The organism is Paenibacillus sp. JT31N11 (genome assembly GCF_056269285.1).
The window spans coordinates 1,378,966-1,393,296 of sequence record NZ_JBWDNQ010000001.1; the positions used below are offsets into that span (position 1 = coordinate 1,378,966).

Here is a 14,331-nt window from a genome sequence, read left to right on the forward strand (position 1 = left end):
AGCCAGCTTGCGGTTTTGTTTATCATTATCCAATTCAGGAAATATTATGCGGCGGGCAGTTGCACTGGAGCGGCTGTGCCACTTATGATATAGAAAAAAGCGCACTACCGCTTTCGACTGGAGGAGCCCTCTTCATGCTGGAGCTTCATAATAACAAAGATATTCCAATCGGCCTCATAGGCGCTCACGAGCTGATGGAACCCATTCTCCGCGTTCTGCGGTCTTTTCCATCGTTCCGGCCCATTGTTCGTCAGACAGAGCATGTCGAGGATATGATCCGCAGCGCAGCCGGGCTGCTTGGCGAAGTGGAGGTGCTTTTCATGACCGACCCGGATACTTTCAGGCTTGTGAAGGAGAGACTGCCATCGGCCATACCGATGCATTATTTGCCGTTATCGGGCGCGGGCTTCTTCAAGGCGCTGTGCCGGCTGCTGATGCAGGCTGCGCAAGGATCGGCCGTGCTTGAAGGCGTGACGGTCGATACCTTCCCGGAGGACATGATCAGGCACATGATCAATGGGACCGAACCTGGTTCGATGCGAATGATAAGCATTCGCCAGACAGACGGGTCCTCGGCAGATGAGATGTACCAGTTCCACCTCCGGCATTATCAGGATGGGACAAGCTCGGCGGCATTGACGGCGAACCGCCGCGTTGCCGAGCGTCTGGAGACGATCGGTATTCCCTGTGCCTATATGGAGCCGGCCGACAACGATATCGTCGTTGCCCTGGAGCGTGCCCTGTTGTCCACGGAAACCAGGAGAAGCAAGGAATCGCAAATCGTTGTCGGCATGGTTGTCATCGACAACTTCGACGCTGTCATACGCAGCTGCAGCTCCGAGCACGAGGTACAGAAGCTGCGGCTCGACGTGGAGCGGACCATGCTCGATTTTATCGAACAGCTGGACGGCTGCCTGACGCCGCTTGGTCCCAATGAATTCCTGTTCTTCACGACCCGCGGACTGTTCGAACGGGAAACAGGCGGGTACAAATATATCTCGCTTGCTTCGAAAGCCCAGAAACGGTTCGGCCTGTCGCTTAGCGTAGGCATCGGCTTCGGCGTATCGGCCAATGCGGCAGGAACGAACGCCCGGGCCGCTCTGCGCAGCACGAAAGATGCGGGTGGAGGCACCTGTTTCATCGTCCGTGAGGATCAAACCTTCATCGGGCCGCTCGAAATGTCCGAGCCGATTCAGTACGATCTCAGCTTTGGCGACTCGTCGTTATTGAAGACGGCGGAGGAGGCGGGACTGACGACAGCGTACTTAAGCCGCCTGTTCGCCTCTGCATCGCGGCATGGCAAGCTGGACTATACCGCCGGCGAGCTGGCGGGACTGCTGGATTTGACGACCCGCAGCGCGAACCGTCTGCTGGTGCAATGGGCGGACGCCGGTCTGGCAGAGCAGGCGGAAGTGCGCAAAGCGGGGAGAGGACGTCCTACCCAGGTATTCGTCTTCTCCTTTTTGCGCGCGCATCTGTCGGAGCATGGAATCAGCCTCAGGTCATAAGCAGCAAGAAACATTCAGCGAGAGGAAAGGTGAGGGCGATGACATCTGCAGAATCTCCGGCAGGCAACATCGGCTGGCTGGAGCGCCGGGCCGACGAGATCAGCCATATGCTGCAATGCCCGGTTACAATCGAGGATGCGGAGCACCGCGTGCTGGCATACAGCATGCACAGCGGAAGCACGGATGCGATCCGGATCGCGACGATTATGAGCCGGAGGGTGCCCGAGCATGTCATCCGCAGCTTCCATGAGGGCGGAGTCATCCGGAGATTACAGAAGGAAGAAGGTCCGCAGCGTATCGAGGCGAATGAAGAGATTGGCCTGGGTTCCCGCGTGGCCATCGCCGTTAGAAGCGGCAAACGCGTCATCGGCTATATTTGGGCGGCTGAGACAGACCAGCCTCTGTCAGAGTCAGATATGGAGAAGCTGCGCCGGGCAGCCGGTTCCATCGCGGGCGAGCTGCAGCGTCAGACGGAATCGCGCTGGCGCTCCGATCTGAGCCAGGATATGTTCCTGAGCCGGCTCGTTGAAGGGTATTTTGCTACGGAGGCCGAGATCCGGCACCAATCCGGCTGCCTGAAGCGACCGCTGCCCGAATATTACCGCATTGTTGCAGTCGACTTCAATCTCGACGCTTCGGCCGTATGGCCGCTCCTTAATCAGGCCGCCGGAGTGATTGAGGAGGAGACAGGCCTCTACAGTCTTGCCTATGCAGCAGTCGGGGAGCGCGTAGTGTTCCTTGCCGGTGATGCGAAGATGCTCAGCAGCCCGGGAGAATGGAAGGCATCGCTGGAACATTTGGCCGACCGGCTTGCCAGGGCGTTTCCGGATGTGCAGGCAACGGTCGGAGCCGGCGGATTGGCGGCAAGGGAGTACAGCCTGGCCCCGCGCAGCTATGCGGAAGCGCTCAAGGTGATCGGCATCCGCAGAAGGTTTCCGCGGGCTTCAGTCCAGGAGCTCGTCTATGAAGAGCTGGGCTACCGGCATTACCTGCCCGCTGTAGCGGAGACGATTGAAGCGGAAGCTATCGTGAATTCCCACGTCAAGCTTCTGCGTGAATATGACCGCGAGCATCAGGCGGATTTGACCCATACGCTCTCTGTGCTGCTTGACTGCGACTGCGGCGTCCGCGAAGCGGCCGAGAGGCTGCATATCCATCCGAATACGCTTGGCTACCGGATGGTGCGGATGAATGAAATAAGCGGCATCAATCTGAAAAGCATGGCGGACAAGGTCGCCGCTTTCCTGTATTTGCAGAGCGGCGGTTGAAGATCATTCAATCAGACGGCTATGCCGGGCGAAGGTTTGTGGAATTTCACAAAAACCGTCCGGCATTTTCTATGTGCGCCACGATGTGGAAAAATTTCTTCTCCTATATACTGGGTTCAAATCATTATAACTTACCAGTTGGAGGATGATTCAAATGATAATTGGCGTACCGAGAGAGATCAAGAATAACGAGAACAGGGTAGCTTTAACGCCCGCAGGTGTGAGTGCATTGACCCGGCAAGGACATCAGGTACTGCTGGAAAGTTCGGCCGGTACCGGCAGCGGCTTTGCCGATGCGGAATACATAACCCGGGGAGCGAGGATTCTGGACAAGGCTGCAGAGGTATGGGGCCACGCGGATATGATCATGAAGGTCAAGGAACCGCTGCCGGAGGAATACGGTTATTTTCGGAAAAATTTGATTCTCTTCGCTTATCTGCACCTGGCTCCGGAACCGGAATTGACCCGTGCGTTGCTGGATCGGGAAGTATGGGGCGTCGCATTCGAGACGGTTCAGCTGGACAACCGCTCGCTGCCACTACTTTCGCCAATGAGCGAAGTGGCGGGACGCATGGCGGTGCAGATCGGCGCGCAATTTCTGGAGAAGACGCATGGAGGCAAGGGGATCCTGCTGGGAAGCGTACCCGGAGTTCAGCCGGGCGAAGTCGTGATCGTGGGAGGAGGTATGGTCGGAATGAATGCCGCCAAACGGGCATTGGGAGCGGGAGCTCGCGTCACGGTGCTGGATGTGAGCGCGGAACGGCTGCGGACGATCGACGATCTGTTCACTGGCCAGGTCACGACGCTGATGTCAAATCCATACGAGCTGGAACGGGCGGTTCACAAGGCTGACCTGCTGATCGGAGCGGTTCTCATTCCAGGCGCAAGGGCTCCGAGGCTGGTCAGCGAGGAAATGGTCAAGAGGATGGCGCCCGGTTCAGTCATCGTCGATGTGGCTATCGATCAAGGCGGCTCCATCGAGACCGTCGACCGGATTACGACCCACTCCGATCCGACATATGTGAAGCACGGAGTTGTTCATTATGCCGTGGCGAACATGCCGGGCGCCGTTCCGCGCACCTCGGCGCTCGCGTTGGAGAATGCGACGCTGCCTTACGCGCTGAAGATCGCCGGTCAGGGAATCGCTGCAGCCGCGGCGTCTGACGAATCGCTGGCCCGCGGCATCAATACCGCCTGCGGCTCCATTACCCACGAAGCGGTCGCCCGCGAGATGAAGCTCAGGTACGTTCCGGTCATGGAAGTGGCCGCAGCCCGCCCGACAGCCTGATCGCTGTATGATTTACAGTCAGGTCCGCTGACCTTCCTGGTTGGCGGTCCTTATTTATTGCCAAGAACCGCTTTATCGAATAGAACTGCCAGCTCCGCGTTATACGACTCCAGGTCGACTTTGCCGGCAATGCCCGAATGCGCCATATATTCTCCAATGGCCCCCTGAATAGCGCTCGCCATGACATGAACATTGAATTCACGAAATTCCCCGCTCGATTGCCCATCGTACAAGATCTGATGAAGCTCATGAAGAAGCGGCTCCTCTTCATCGTCGCTCAGCTTATAGTAGGGAATATTATCAGGCGTCTGGGCATGAAAAACAATCTCGATCAACGCGGTGTTGTGCTTGGGACGCGTAGCCTGATAAGCGAGACTTGCGGCGATAAAGCTGTGCAGCTTTTCCCGGGCGGTTGCTGCAGCCCGGGTTCTTTCCAATACATAAGCTGCGGCATCGGTGACCAGCATGATCAGCGTCTGGTCCATCAGATCGTTTTTGTCTTTAAAATGGTAAGAGATCAAAGCGGTGCTGATTCCGGCTCTTTTGGCGATTTGGGCGAGACTTGCATGGACGTAGCCGATCTCATCCAGCGTGGTGATCGCTGCATCGACAATTTGTGTGCGTCTCGCCTCAGTGATGAATGATTGTTTTTCGTCCGCTTTTTTGGTCATGCTATTTCTCCTTGGTTGTCTGTTTGGCTTTAGAGGCGGCCTTACCCCATAAGACAAACAGGATAACGACCGCCACTACAGCAATGTTAATGCCAATTTTGACCGGATTCAAATCATTTGTACCGCTAAACCAGTCATTTACTGTCCCGTCGAAAAGCTTGCTGACAAGCTTCACGAGGAAGAGAATGCCGACAATCAGCAATCTTATAGCGAGTATAGCCGGAATGATGACAACGGCCATACGCAGTAGATCCCGGCCGGAATCCCTGCGCATCAGCAATAATACCGCCGCAATAAGGCACATAACGCCGCCAAGCAGCATCAGGACCGGCTGTATCCAACGATACCAGGGAAATCCGGGATCGTCCAGCGCATTATTGTAGAAAAACCAGGTCGCCCACAAGACGACAATACCGGCCAACGCACTAATGAGCGGCAGCAGCTTTGCATTCCAGTCCGGCTCCCCGGTTCCCCGCTGTTCCCCGTTTTCTTCATTCATGTGGAGCACCATCCATTCTTTGATAAATTATTTGATCATTAAAATAAAAATTTGATCGATTAATCAGAATATAACTTGTAAAGCTTCCGGTGTCAATAGGCGTCTAAAAGGAAACTTTATTAATAGTGGCACATTGCATCGCGGAACTACTATATAAAACTTCGGGACTCTTCTTATTGAAACGGGAAGCGCCTCAACACTAAGAAGTCATGATTTTTACACCCAGGTCAGTTTTTTTATAGGTTACAAACCGATAGCGTTTACTTACAATTCAGAATAGATTCGATAGAAAAAACTGAATTGGAGGAATCAGCGTGAAGGGATGGAAGGGAAAAGTCTTTACAATTGCCTCGGTTCTCTTATTAAGCGGTATTTTGCTGCTGGCCGGTTGTGCGAAGGGGGAACCGCCGGGAGCAGAGAGCATTCCTGCGGCAGATGGGAATGCTGCCGGAGATGCGGAGAACTTGCCGTCCAATGAGGGGGGCTCCACGATGAAGGACGGCAGATTCAGTCCGCCGGTAACGATTACTACTGGTGCATGGATCGGCGGAGACACGAAGTTCGTGAATGGGGATTCGATTGACAATACCCCGATGATCCGCTGGGCCCACGACAATCTTGGAATCGATTTGAAATACCAGTGGGTTGTCGCCAAGCAGGGTGAAACACTGGAAAATAAGATCAAGCTGGCCATGTCAAGCGGCGAGACGATGCCGGATGTGCTGAACTTCGGCGACAAGGTGCTTCTGAAGGATCTCGTCGATTCCGGCAATATCCAGCCTGTTGACGATATGTTCGATAAATACGCCTCCGAGCGGCTCAAGAATCTGTACGCGGAGAACAGCGATGTATGGAACTCCGTTACGATTAATGGAAAGCGGTATGGCATTCCGTTCATCTGGACCCATCAGTTCGATAATATATTGTGGATCCGGACAGATTGGCTGCAGAAGGTCGGGATGGAAATTCCACAAACGTTCGATGAGCTGGAGAAGGTGATGGAGGCGTTCGTAACCCGGGACCCGGACGGCAATGGCAAGAAGGATACGATCGCGCTCGCAGTGGCCGGCAAGGATTCACTCTTTGATTGGATGGCCTCGACGGATTGGGTATTTGGTTCCTTCGGCAATGAGATTCCAGGCATCTGGACGAAGGGTTCCGACGGCTCGCTTCAGTATTCGTCCGTGCAGCCATCAATCAAGCAAGGACTTGCCAAGCTGCATGACTGGTATGCCAAAGGCTACCTGGCTCAGGATTTGTCATTGAATGACGCCTACAAAGCAGCCGAATGGTGGCAGAAGGGCAAGGCAGGCATCATTGCCGGACCTGCATGGATGGGCGGCTGGCCGCTGCAGGACGTGACAGCCAATGTGAAGGGAGCCACCTATGCGCCTATCAAATTGCCAGAAGGCGCCGGCGGCCAAGTTGCCCGCAAATCAACCGCAGGCGCAAACGGTTTTATGGTATTCAGCAAAGAATTCAAGGAATATGAAGCCTTCTTCAGTTACTTTGACGTCCTATACGGACCGGCGTTCCTTGACCCGGATTCCCCTTTTAAATACGGGTATTCGGAGGATTACGACTACAAATTGCAGGATGGCAAGCTCCTGCCGAAGGAATCGCTGCCGGGCAAGAATGCGCCTGTTCCGATCGTTGGCGGCGTATCCGCGGGACAATTCTCCAAAGACGATTTGGTGAAAAAGGTACTTGCAGGTGATGTCTCCACGCCATACTTGCAATCGAGGGCGCAGGATCCCAAACCGGTACTGGAGGGACTGGTCATCAACGACGATCTGATCGGGAAGAGTATTGCGAATAACTTTACAGGCGCCAGCACCAAGACGATGAGCTCGAAGGCGGAGCTCCTGGAAAAGAATGAGAAGGAGACATTCATCAAAATCGTATACGGCAAAGCGCCGGTCGATGAGTTTGACCGTTTTGTTCAGGAATGGAAAGCCGGGGGCGGGGACGAGATCACGAAAGAAGTCAATGAATGGTGGCAGGCGGTAAGTGTGAAGTAAGAATATTTAAAGGATAAGGTGCTGACGCTGATGAAGGTTTATCTGCAAAAAACATGGCAGCTGCACATCCTTCTGCTGCCAACGCTTGTATTCCTGATCATTTTCAACTATGTGCCGATACTGGGGTTGGTTATTTCATTCCAGGATTATAAGCCATGGCTTGGCTTTACGGGCTCACCTTGGGTCGGCTTTGACCACTTCGTATATATGTTTACTTACAGGGACAGCGTTCAGGTTATCTGGAATACCTTCGTGATTTCTTTTATGAAAATCGTTGGCGGCCTGTTCGTGCCTTTTGTGTTTGCTCTATTGCTCAATGAAGTCAGGAAGATGGTCTTCAAACGCACCATCCAGTCATTGGTGTATCTGCCGCATTTCCTCTCTTGGGTCATATTAGGCGGAATACTGACCGATATTCTCTCGATGCAAGGACTGGTTAACCGTCTTCTCGGATCCGTGTTCGGCGTGGAACCGGTCATGTTTCTCAGTGATGGCAACTGGTTCCGGGCGACTGTGGTGATCAGCGATATCTGGAAGGAATTCGGATTCTCGACGATTGTATATCTGGCCGCGCTCACAGGGATAAACCCGTCTCTTTATGAGGCATCAAGCATTGACGGGGCGAACCGTTGGCAGCAGACCATTCGGATTACCATACCATCTTTGCTGCCGATTACCGTCGTCCTGGCGACGCTATCTCTGGGCAATATACTAAATGCAGGCTTTGATCAAATCTTCAACCTATATTCCCCGCTCGTTTATGAAAAGGGGGATATCATCGACACCTTCGTTTATCGGGTGGGTTTGCAGGGTTCCAATTACAGCTTTGCGACTGCTGTGGGGCTCTTCAAGTCCGTGGTCGGTTTCATCCTGATCGTGATGACCTACGGGGCAGCCAAGAAAGTGGCCAACTACAGAATTTTCTAAGGAGGATACCATGCACAGCACGCCATCCTATCGCATATTCACCTGGCTTAACATGGTCTTTCTTGCATTCCTCGCCCTTCTTTGTATTGCGCCGCTGCTCAATGTACTGGCTATTTCCTTCAGTTCCAAGGAGCCGGCCGATGCGGGAATGGTTACGTTCTGGCCGGTGAAATTCACCCTGAGCGCCTATGCGAAAACCTTCGACAATGCGAATTTTATCCGGTCGTTCTGGATCGCGGTGGAACGGACAACGTTAAGCACATTGCTGACTATGACGCTTACCTGCACGGCGGCCTATGCGCTTTCCAAAGAAGACCGTGTATTCCGCGGACGTTCGCTGTATGCCTGGATCATTGTATTTACCATGCTGTTCAACGGAGGGCTGATTCCGTCTTATCTCGTCGTCTACCATCTGGGGTTAAACAACACGCTTGCGGCGCTGATTCTTCCGTCGGCTGTGAATGTTTTCAATATCGTGCTGATGATGAACTTTTTCCGCGGCATACCGAAGGAGCTGGAGGAAGCGGCGCTGATTGATGGTGCCGGACATTTTATGACCCTTCTCAAAATCTACCTGCCCATATCCCTGCCGTCTCTGGCTACAATCGGTTTGTTTACGATCGTTGGGAATTGGAATTCCTGGTTCGACGGATTAATTTATATGTCCGACTTCCGGAACTACCCGATGTCCACCTTCCTGCAGACGGTCGTTGCCGCAACGGATTTCACGAAGCTCAGTATGGACCCGCGGGAATTCTCGAATTTATCCGACCGGACGCTCAAAGCGTCGCTGATTTTCATTTCCGCTCTGCCGGTCCTGGTGGTTTATCCGTTTCTGCAGAAATATTTCGTACACGGAATGACGCTTGGTTCGGTCAAAGAGTAATAAAGGGTCTATACGAAGGCAAGGATAGCTTGGTACAATTGGACGTGAAAGCACTTTCAACGGAAGGGTGGCTGCGGGCATGCGGATCAAGTTCAGCATCTTCGGAAAAATCGCCATTCTCATTTGCTGCTTGCTCATCCCGATTCTTATCATATTCACGTATGTGAATAACCGGAGCACACGGCTGGTCGAGGATGAAATCCGCAAATCCAAGCTGAAGCAGCTCTCCGTCTTCATGAATCAGGTGAATACACAGATCGAGCAGCTGTCGATGTATTCCATGCAGCTTATGCGGGATTCCGATGTGCTTGAATTTCAAAACGCAATAAACGCAAGCAGCGGGTATGACCGGGATAAAACGATCAACACCATTTATGAGAAGCTCCTGCTCGGCAGCATCTCATCGAGCTATCAGAACCGGATCACGTTGTACTTGCCTGCGAGCGATCTGGCGATCACAACCGGCTCGGAGGCTCCCTTCGACCGCAAGGCTTTCATGCAGGACGTGTCGACGACGGACTGGAAGCTGCACCCGAAAAGCAGGGAGCTTGGGCAGAATAACGATTATTTCAGCAGGTATACCGTAGAGCCATTCTCCATGTACCTTCATCCCGGGGAAGCCAATGTCATCATTCAGACCACCTTCCCCGTGGATAATCTTCGCAAGATGATGGATGATTTCAAGCGCAATGGCGGCGACGATCCGTTCCTGTTCAACCCCTCCCAGGGGCTGATAACGAACCGCTCATCGGATGAGAAGCTCGTCCATGCGCTGAAGCAAGCCCTGGTGGGCAGGACTTTTCGGGATGCAGAGGCCGAGACGATAACGCTTGACGGTCAGAATTATATGATCAGTGTTGCGCTCATTTCGCGCCTGAATTGGTATGTCGTCGATTACGTGCCCATTGAGCAGATTCTGAGTCCGATTCATGAGGTGCGGAACTTATTTTACATGTCCGTCTGCCTGCTTCTCATCCTGAGCATACTTGCGCTGCTGATGCTGTATCGCAATGTCCAGATTCCGATAAAACAGCTTATACACAGCCTCAGGGAGATGAAGCGGGGCAATTTCTCCATACGGATGTACCCTCGCCGGGCAAGCGAATTTTCATTCGTGTTCTCCAGATTCAATGAGATGGCGCAGGAGATTCAGGTGCTGGTGGAAAAAGTATATTTGGAGAAGATCCAGACGCGCGAGGCAACGCTGAAGCAGCTGCAGTCACAGATCAATCCCCATTTTCTGTATAACTGCCTGTTTTATATTCAAAGCATGATCCGGCTGGGCGTGCTTGATCTTGCCGAGACTATGGCGCTGAATCTTGGCGAGTATTACCGTTATACTACCCGTGTCGAGAAGCAGAGCGTTTCGCTTCGCGGCGAGCTGGGATTCGTAGAGAATTACCTGGAAATTCAGCAAATGCGGATGAAACGGTTCAACTATGAGATTCATGTTCCGCCGCATATGATGGAGCTGACAGTACCCCGGCTGATTATCCAGCCCATTGTGGAAAATGCAGTTGTCCACGGCATAGAAAATAAACCCGGCAGCGGGACGATCCGGATTCATTGCCGGCAGGATGCCGATTATCATTATGTAATCGTGGAGGATAACGGAGTTGGCCTGACGCAGGAGGTTTTACGCGAGCTCAAAGGGAGCTTGAAACGGAGCATGGACGAAGAGATGGGATGCGGCATGTGGAATGTCCATCAACGGCTTGGCTACCAATACGGCGAGGGTTCCGGTCTGGATATCAATGTATTGCCGACCGGAGGGGTCAGGGTCGTCCTTGCCTGGAGGAGATATCAAGCGGAGGGGGAGAGCGATGTATCAGCTGCTTATTGTGGATGACGAAGAAGCGGTCGTGGATAATTTGATGCTGACTATGCCGTGGGAGACGCTTCAGATCGCAGAAATTCATAAAGCCTGCTCCGCTCCCGAAGCACTGACGCTTCTGGAGGCACACCCGATTCATATTGTCATCACCGATATCCGCATGCCCGGCATGTCTGGTCTGGAACTCGTAAAAAGGATTGCAGAACGGTGGAGCAGGGTCAAGTGCCTTATTCTATCCGGATTCGCGGATTTCGATTACGCCAAGCAGGCGCTTCAAAATCATACCGTGGACTACTTGCTTAAGCCCATACGCGAGAGCGATCTCATGCAGGCGGTGGAACACGTTATCGGGCAAATCCAGAGTGAATGGGAAAGCATCAGTTCATTCCAGCGGGCGCAATCGGCGCTTCGTGACCATCTTCCCCTGCTTAAGGGTAATCTGCTCAGCGAGCTTCTGCAGGGCAAGAGGATGACATCTGACGCTTTGCATGAAAAACTGGAGCTGTTTGAATTATCGTTCGGATCGGGCGATGCTTTCTCCATGATACTGGTGCGGTTGGAAGAGGAGTTCGCCCGCCATGACTTTCAGAGCTTGTCGCTGCTGGAATATGCGATCGGCAATATTGCGGAGGAGCTCAGCCAAGGCGTGTTTGAGCTGTGGTCGTGCAAGGACGTTAACGATCACCTGGTGTTCTGCGTAAAGTTGACTGCCGCAAAATACGGTGAACTTACTGGGCTGGCAAACGGGGAAGAAGTCCGGCAGAAACTGCTCGAACAGTTTGCCATACAGATCCAGGGCAAAGTGAAGGTTTATCTCAAAGGAGGGATCTCGATCGTCGTTGGAGAATGGGCGATTTTCCCGGCGGATATGGCTGGTCTTTACCAGCAGCTGCTCGCCATGGTCCGCGAGCGTCTGGGCCGGGACCGGGAGATCATTATGATCATGGCTGCCCGCGAATGCGATGCAAGGACCCGGATGCAATCATTATCCAGCCTGTATGAGCCGCCTCTCCTGCAGCATTTGCTGGATGCCGGGCGCTGGGATGCGGTACAGGTGAAGCTTCGGGCAATATTCGAGGAATTGGAACAGCTTCAGGAAGTGTCCGCCGAGCATTATCTGGAGGTTTTTCTGTTGTTGTCCAGCTCTGCAGCCTATATCGTACATAAGAGCGGCCTCTCATTAGCCGAGCTCCTCGGGGAAGACGCCATGCCCATTTGTAATCCGCTGCACCGCGCACCGCCCAATCTGCAATGCTGGGCAGTACGGGTCTTCGAGCGGATCCAGAATCATTTGGAGCGGGAAATGAAAGACAATCGTTCAGGGATCGTTGAACGCATCCATGCTTTCATCAACCGGAAGCTATCGGAGGATGTGTCGATTCAATCCATTGCCGATCATATTTTTCTGCATCCCGCATATCTATCCAGAGTCTATAAGCTTGAAACCGGCCAGAGCATCGGTCATTATCTGCTGAAGCTGCGGATGGAGAAAGCCGCCCAGCTGCTGAAAAGCAGCGACCATAAAATCATGGATGTCGCTTATTCGCTCGGTTATCAGAACGCCACATATTTCTCCAAGGTGTTCAAGAATCATTACGGGATGACACCGCAGCATTTTCGTGATGACCGCGCAGTGCAATAATTATCTGTATTTGAGAAGGGGATGCGGCATGGACAATTTGGAATTGGTGTTGGACGCCAGGGCGACGCTTGGCGAAGGACCTAGCTGGGATGCCGGCAAAGGGCTGCTCTACTGGGTGGACATTATGGAATCGCAGATCCATATCTTCGATCCCAAGTCGGGAACGGACCTGAAATACGAGATTGGCCAGTATGTCGGGGCGGTCGTGCCTGACCGGAATAACGGATTTGTTATTGCCGCCAGGGACGGATTCTTCCGGTTCGATCCCGCAAGCGGCCTGCTGCATCCGATTGGCGACCCGGAGGCGGGGATAGCGGCCAACCGGTTTAACGATGGAAAATGCGACGCAAAGGGAAGGTTCTGGGCAGGTACGATGGAGCTGACCGAGCGGAGTCCGGGCGGCGCCTTATACTGCCTATATCCGAATGGCGAGATCGAGAAGAAGGTGTCTGGCATTACATGCTCCAACGGAATCACGTGGAGCCCTGATCACACGACGATGTATTATATCGATTCACCGACGAAGCAGGTCAAGGCCTATCCCTTTGACCTCGATACCGGGCGGCTTGGAGAAGGGCGCGTCATCATCACGATTCCGGAGGGCGAGGGATCGCCGGACGGCATGACAACGGACATGGAGGGCATGCTCTGGATCGCGCAGTGGGACGGTTACTGCGTATCCCGCTTCAATCCGGAAACCGGAGAGCGGCTGCTTAAAGTGGAGGTGCCTGCCGCGCGGGTAACCTCTTGCATTTTCGGCGGAGACCTGCTTGATGAGCTCTACATTACGACGGCAAGGACGGGGCTGCCCGAAGAGGAGCTTCGACAGCGGCCGCTGTCAGGCGGAATTTTCCGCTTGAAGCCAGGGGTACAAGGGCTGCCGAGCTATCCGTTCGGCTCATGACCATGAAATGATGATCCTAAATTCCAAGGAGGCAATCAAATGCAGTTAATGTATAAGCAGAAGAAGCAGCTTCTGGAGCAGGGCTATGTCAAGGTGCCGGGTGTGGTGCCCAGGATCATGGTAGAGCAGGCCATGAAGGCGATTAATCATTCGATCGGCAAAGGCATTCCGGCTGATCATCGCGGGGCCAACTACTGCAGAGAACTGGAGACGGAGCAGATCATTACGGATTTGTTTAATAAAACACCAGCCAAAGCGCTTGTCGATTCACTTGTCGGGGAAGACAGCTATCATCCTGTTCAGCTCGGACAGATTGCGCTTCGCTTCCCTGATTATCCGGATCATCCTGCGGATGATCATCATGGTGCGCATCTGGACGGCGTTCTTCGCGTCAAAGATGGCATTGCGCAGAACTTCACTGCCCTTGTCGGACTTATCCTCAGCGATCAAACCGGGCAGCACCAAGGGAATTTTACTGTGTATCCGGGAACCCATCGGGCCTATGAGGCTTATTTCCGCGAGCATGGCCCCGAGATTTTATTCCAGGATGAAGGGTTTCAGACGATCCACCGGTCAACCAATGTGCCTCTACCCAAGCCGGTGCAGATTACGGGGGAGCCCGGGGATTTGATCCTAACGCATTATCAGCTTATCCACGCGGGGGGCATGAACGTATCCGAGCGCATCCGCTATTCCCTGTACTTCCGGGTCGATCATATCGACCGCAAGAATGACTGGAAGGCGCCGCTTATCGATATGTGGCGGCACTGGCCGGGCATGCAGCCGATGCTGCTATCCACAAGCAGCTGACAAGCTGCGGATTAACAAAATAGAGCGGAAGGACCGGGCCTTCTCAAACCCGGAAAATCCCCTCAAGACGGAC

The 14,331-nt window shown here is 53.5% G+C and carries 12 protein-coding genes; 10 read left to right on the forward strand and 2 right to left on the reverse strand.

The genetic code is table 11. From position 1 onward, the window contains the following. Positions 1-134: 134 nt before the first annotated feature. The 3 genes from AC0YNV_RS06060 (at position 135) to ald (ending at position 4,064) form a co-directional block, all read left to right on the forward strand. On the forward strand, positions 135-1,508 hold the full coding sequence (locus tag AC0YNV_RS06060; protein WP_475766673.1) for a hypothetical protein: 1,374 nt from the start codon (positions 135-137) through the stop codon (positions 1,506-1,508). 38 nt (positions 1,509-1,546) lie between these two features. After that, positions 1,547-2,776, forward strand: a complete 1,230-nt coding sequence (locus AC0YNV_RS06065; protein ID WP_475766675.1) for a PucR family transcriptional regulator — start codon at positions 1,547-1,549, stop codon at positions 2,774-2,776. Between the two features lie 154 nt (positions 2,777-2,930). Then, entirely contained in the window at positions 2,931-4,064 is a 1,134-nt protein-coding gene (gene ald / locus AC0YNV_RS06070; protein ID WP_475766676.1) for an alanine dehydrogenase, read from the forward strand. Positions 4,065-4,114: 50 nt separating this feature from the next. Here ald and AC0YNV_RS06075 read toward each other — a convergent pair whose 3' ends face one another. Continuing rightward, positions 4,115-4,735 carry a TetR family transcriptional regulator gene (locus tag AC0YNV_RS06075; protein ID WP_475766678.1) on the reverse strand — a complete coding sequence of 207 codons (621 nt, stop codon included), beginning with the start codon at positions 4,733-4,735 and terminating at the stop codon, positions 4,115-4,117. A 1-nt stretch (position 4,736) separates the two neighbouring features. Continuing rightward, positions 4,737-5,234 carry a hypothetical protein gene (locus AC0YNV_RS06080; RefSeq protein WP_475766679.1) on the reverse strand — a complete coding sequence of 166 codons (498 nt, stop codon included), beginning with the start codon at positions 5,232-5,234 and terminating at the stop codon, positions 4,737-4,739. Positions 5,235-5,548: 314 nt separating this feature from the next. On the opposite strand from AC0YNV_RS06080, the gene AC0YNV_RS06085 reads away from it, so the two are divergent. The 7 genes from AC0YNV_RS06085 to AC0YNV_RS06115 all read left to right on the forward strand — a co-directional run bounded on the left by AC0YNV_RS06085 (position 5,549) and on the right by AC0YNV_RS06115 (position 14,258). Then, a complete protein-coding gene (locus AC0YNV_RS06085) occupies positions 5,549-7,255 on the forward strand; it encodes an extracellular solute-binding protein (protein WP_475766681.1) in 1,707 nt (568 codons plus the stop codon). A gap of 30 nt (positions 7,256-7,285) precedes the next feature. Continuing rightward, positions 7,286-8,182 (forward strand): ABC transporter permease, encoded by an 897-nt coding sequence (locus AC0YNV_RS06090; protein WP_475766683.1) that lies wholly within the window; start codon positions 7,286-7,288, stop codon positions 8,180-8,182. A 10-nt stretch (positions 8,183-8,192) separates the two neighbouring features. Next, positions 8,193-9,068: a carbohydrate ABC transporter permease gene (locus AC0YNV_RS06095; RefSeq protein WP_475766685.1), complete on the forward strand. Its 876-nt coding sequence runs from the start codon at positions 8,193-8,195 to the stop codon at positions 9,066-9,068. A 79-nt stretch (positions 9,069-9,147) separates the two neighbouring features. After that, entirely contained in the window at positions 9,148-10,917 is a 1,770-nt protein-coding gene (locus tag AC0YNV_RS06100; RefSeq protein WP_475766687.1) for a sensor histidine kinase, read from the forward strand. Further along, on the forward strand, positions 10,892-12,544 hold the full coding sequence (locus AC0YNV_RS06105) for a response regulator transcription factor (protein ID WP_475766689.1): 1,653 nt from the start codon (positions 10,892-10,894) through the stop codon (positions 12,542-12,544). The genes AC0YNV_RS06100 and AC0YNV_RS06105 overlap by 26 nt, the downstream gene beginning before the upstream one ends. 28 nt (positions 12,545-12,572) lie before the next feature. Then, positions 12,573-13,448, forward strand: coding sequence for an SMP-30/gluconolactonase/LRE family protein (locus tag AC0YNV_RS06110; protein WP_475766691.1), 876 nt, complete (start codon positions 12,573-12,575; stop codon positions 13,446-13,448). Positions 13,449-13,487: 39 nt separating this feature from the next. Beyond that, positions 13,488-14,258 (forward strand): phytanoyl-CoA dioxygenase family protein, encoded by a 771-nt coding sequence (locus tag AC0YNV_RS06115; RefSeq protein WP_475766693.1) that lies wholly within the window; start codon positions 13,488-13,490, stop codon positions 14,256-14,258. Positions 14,259-14,331: the final 73 nt, after the last annotated feature.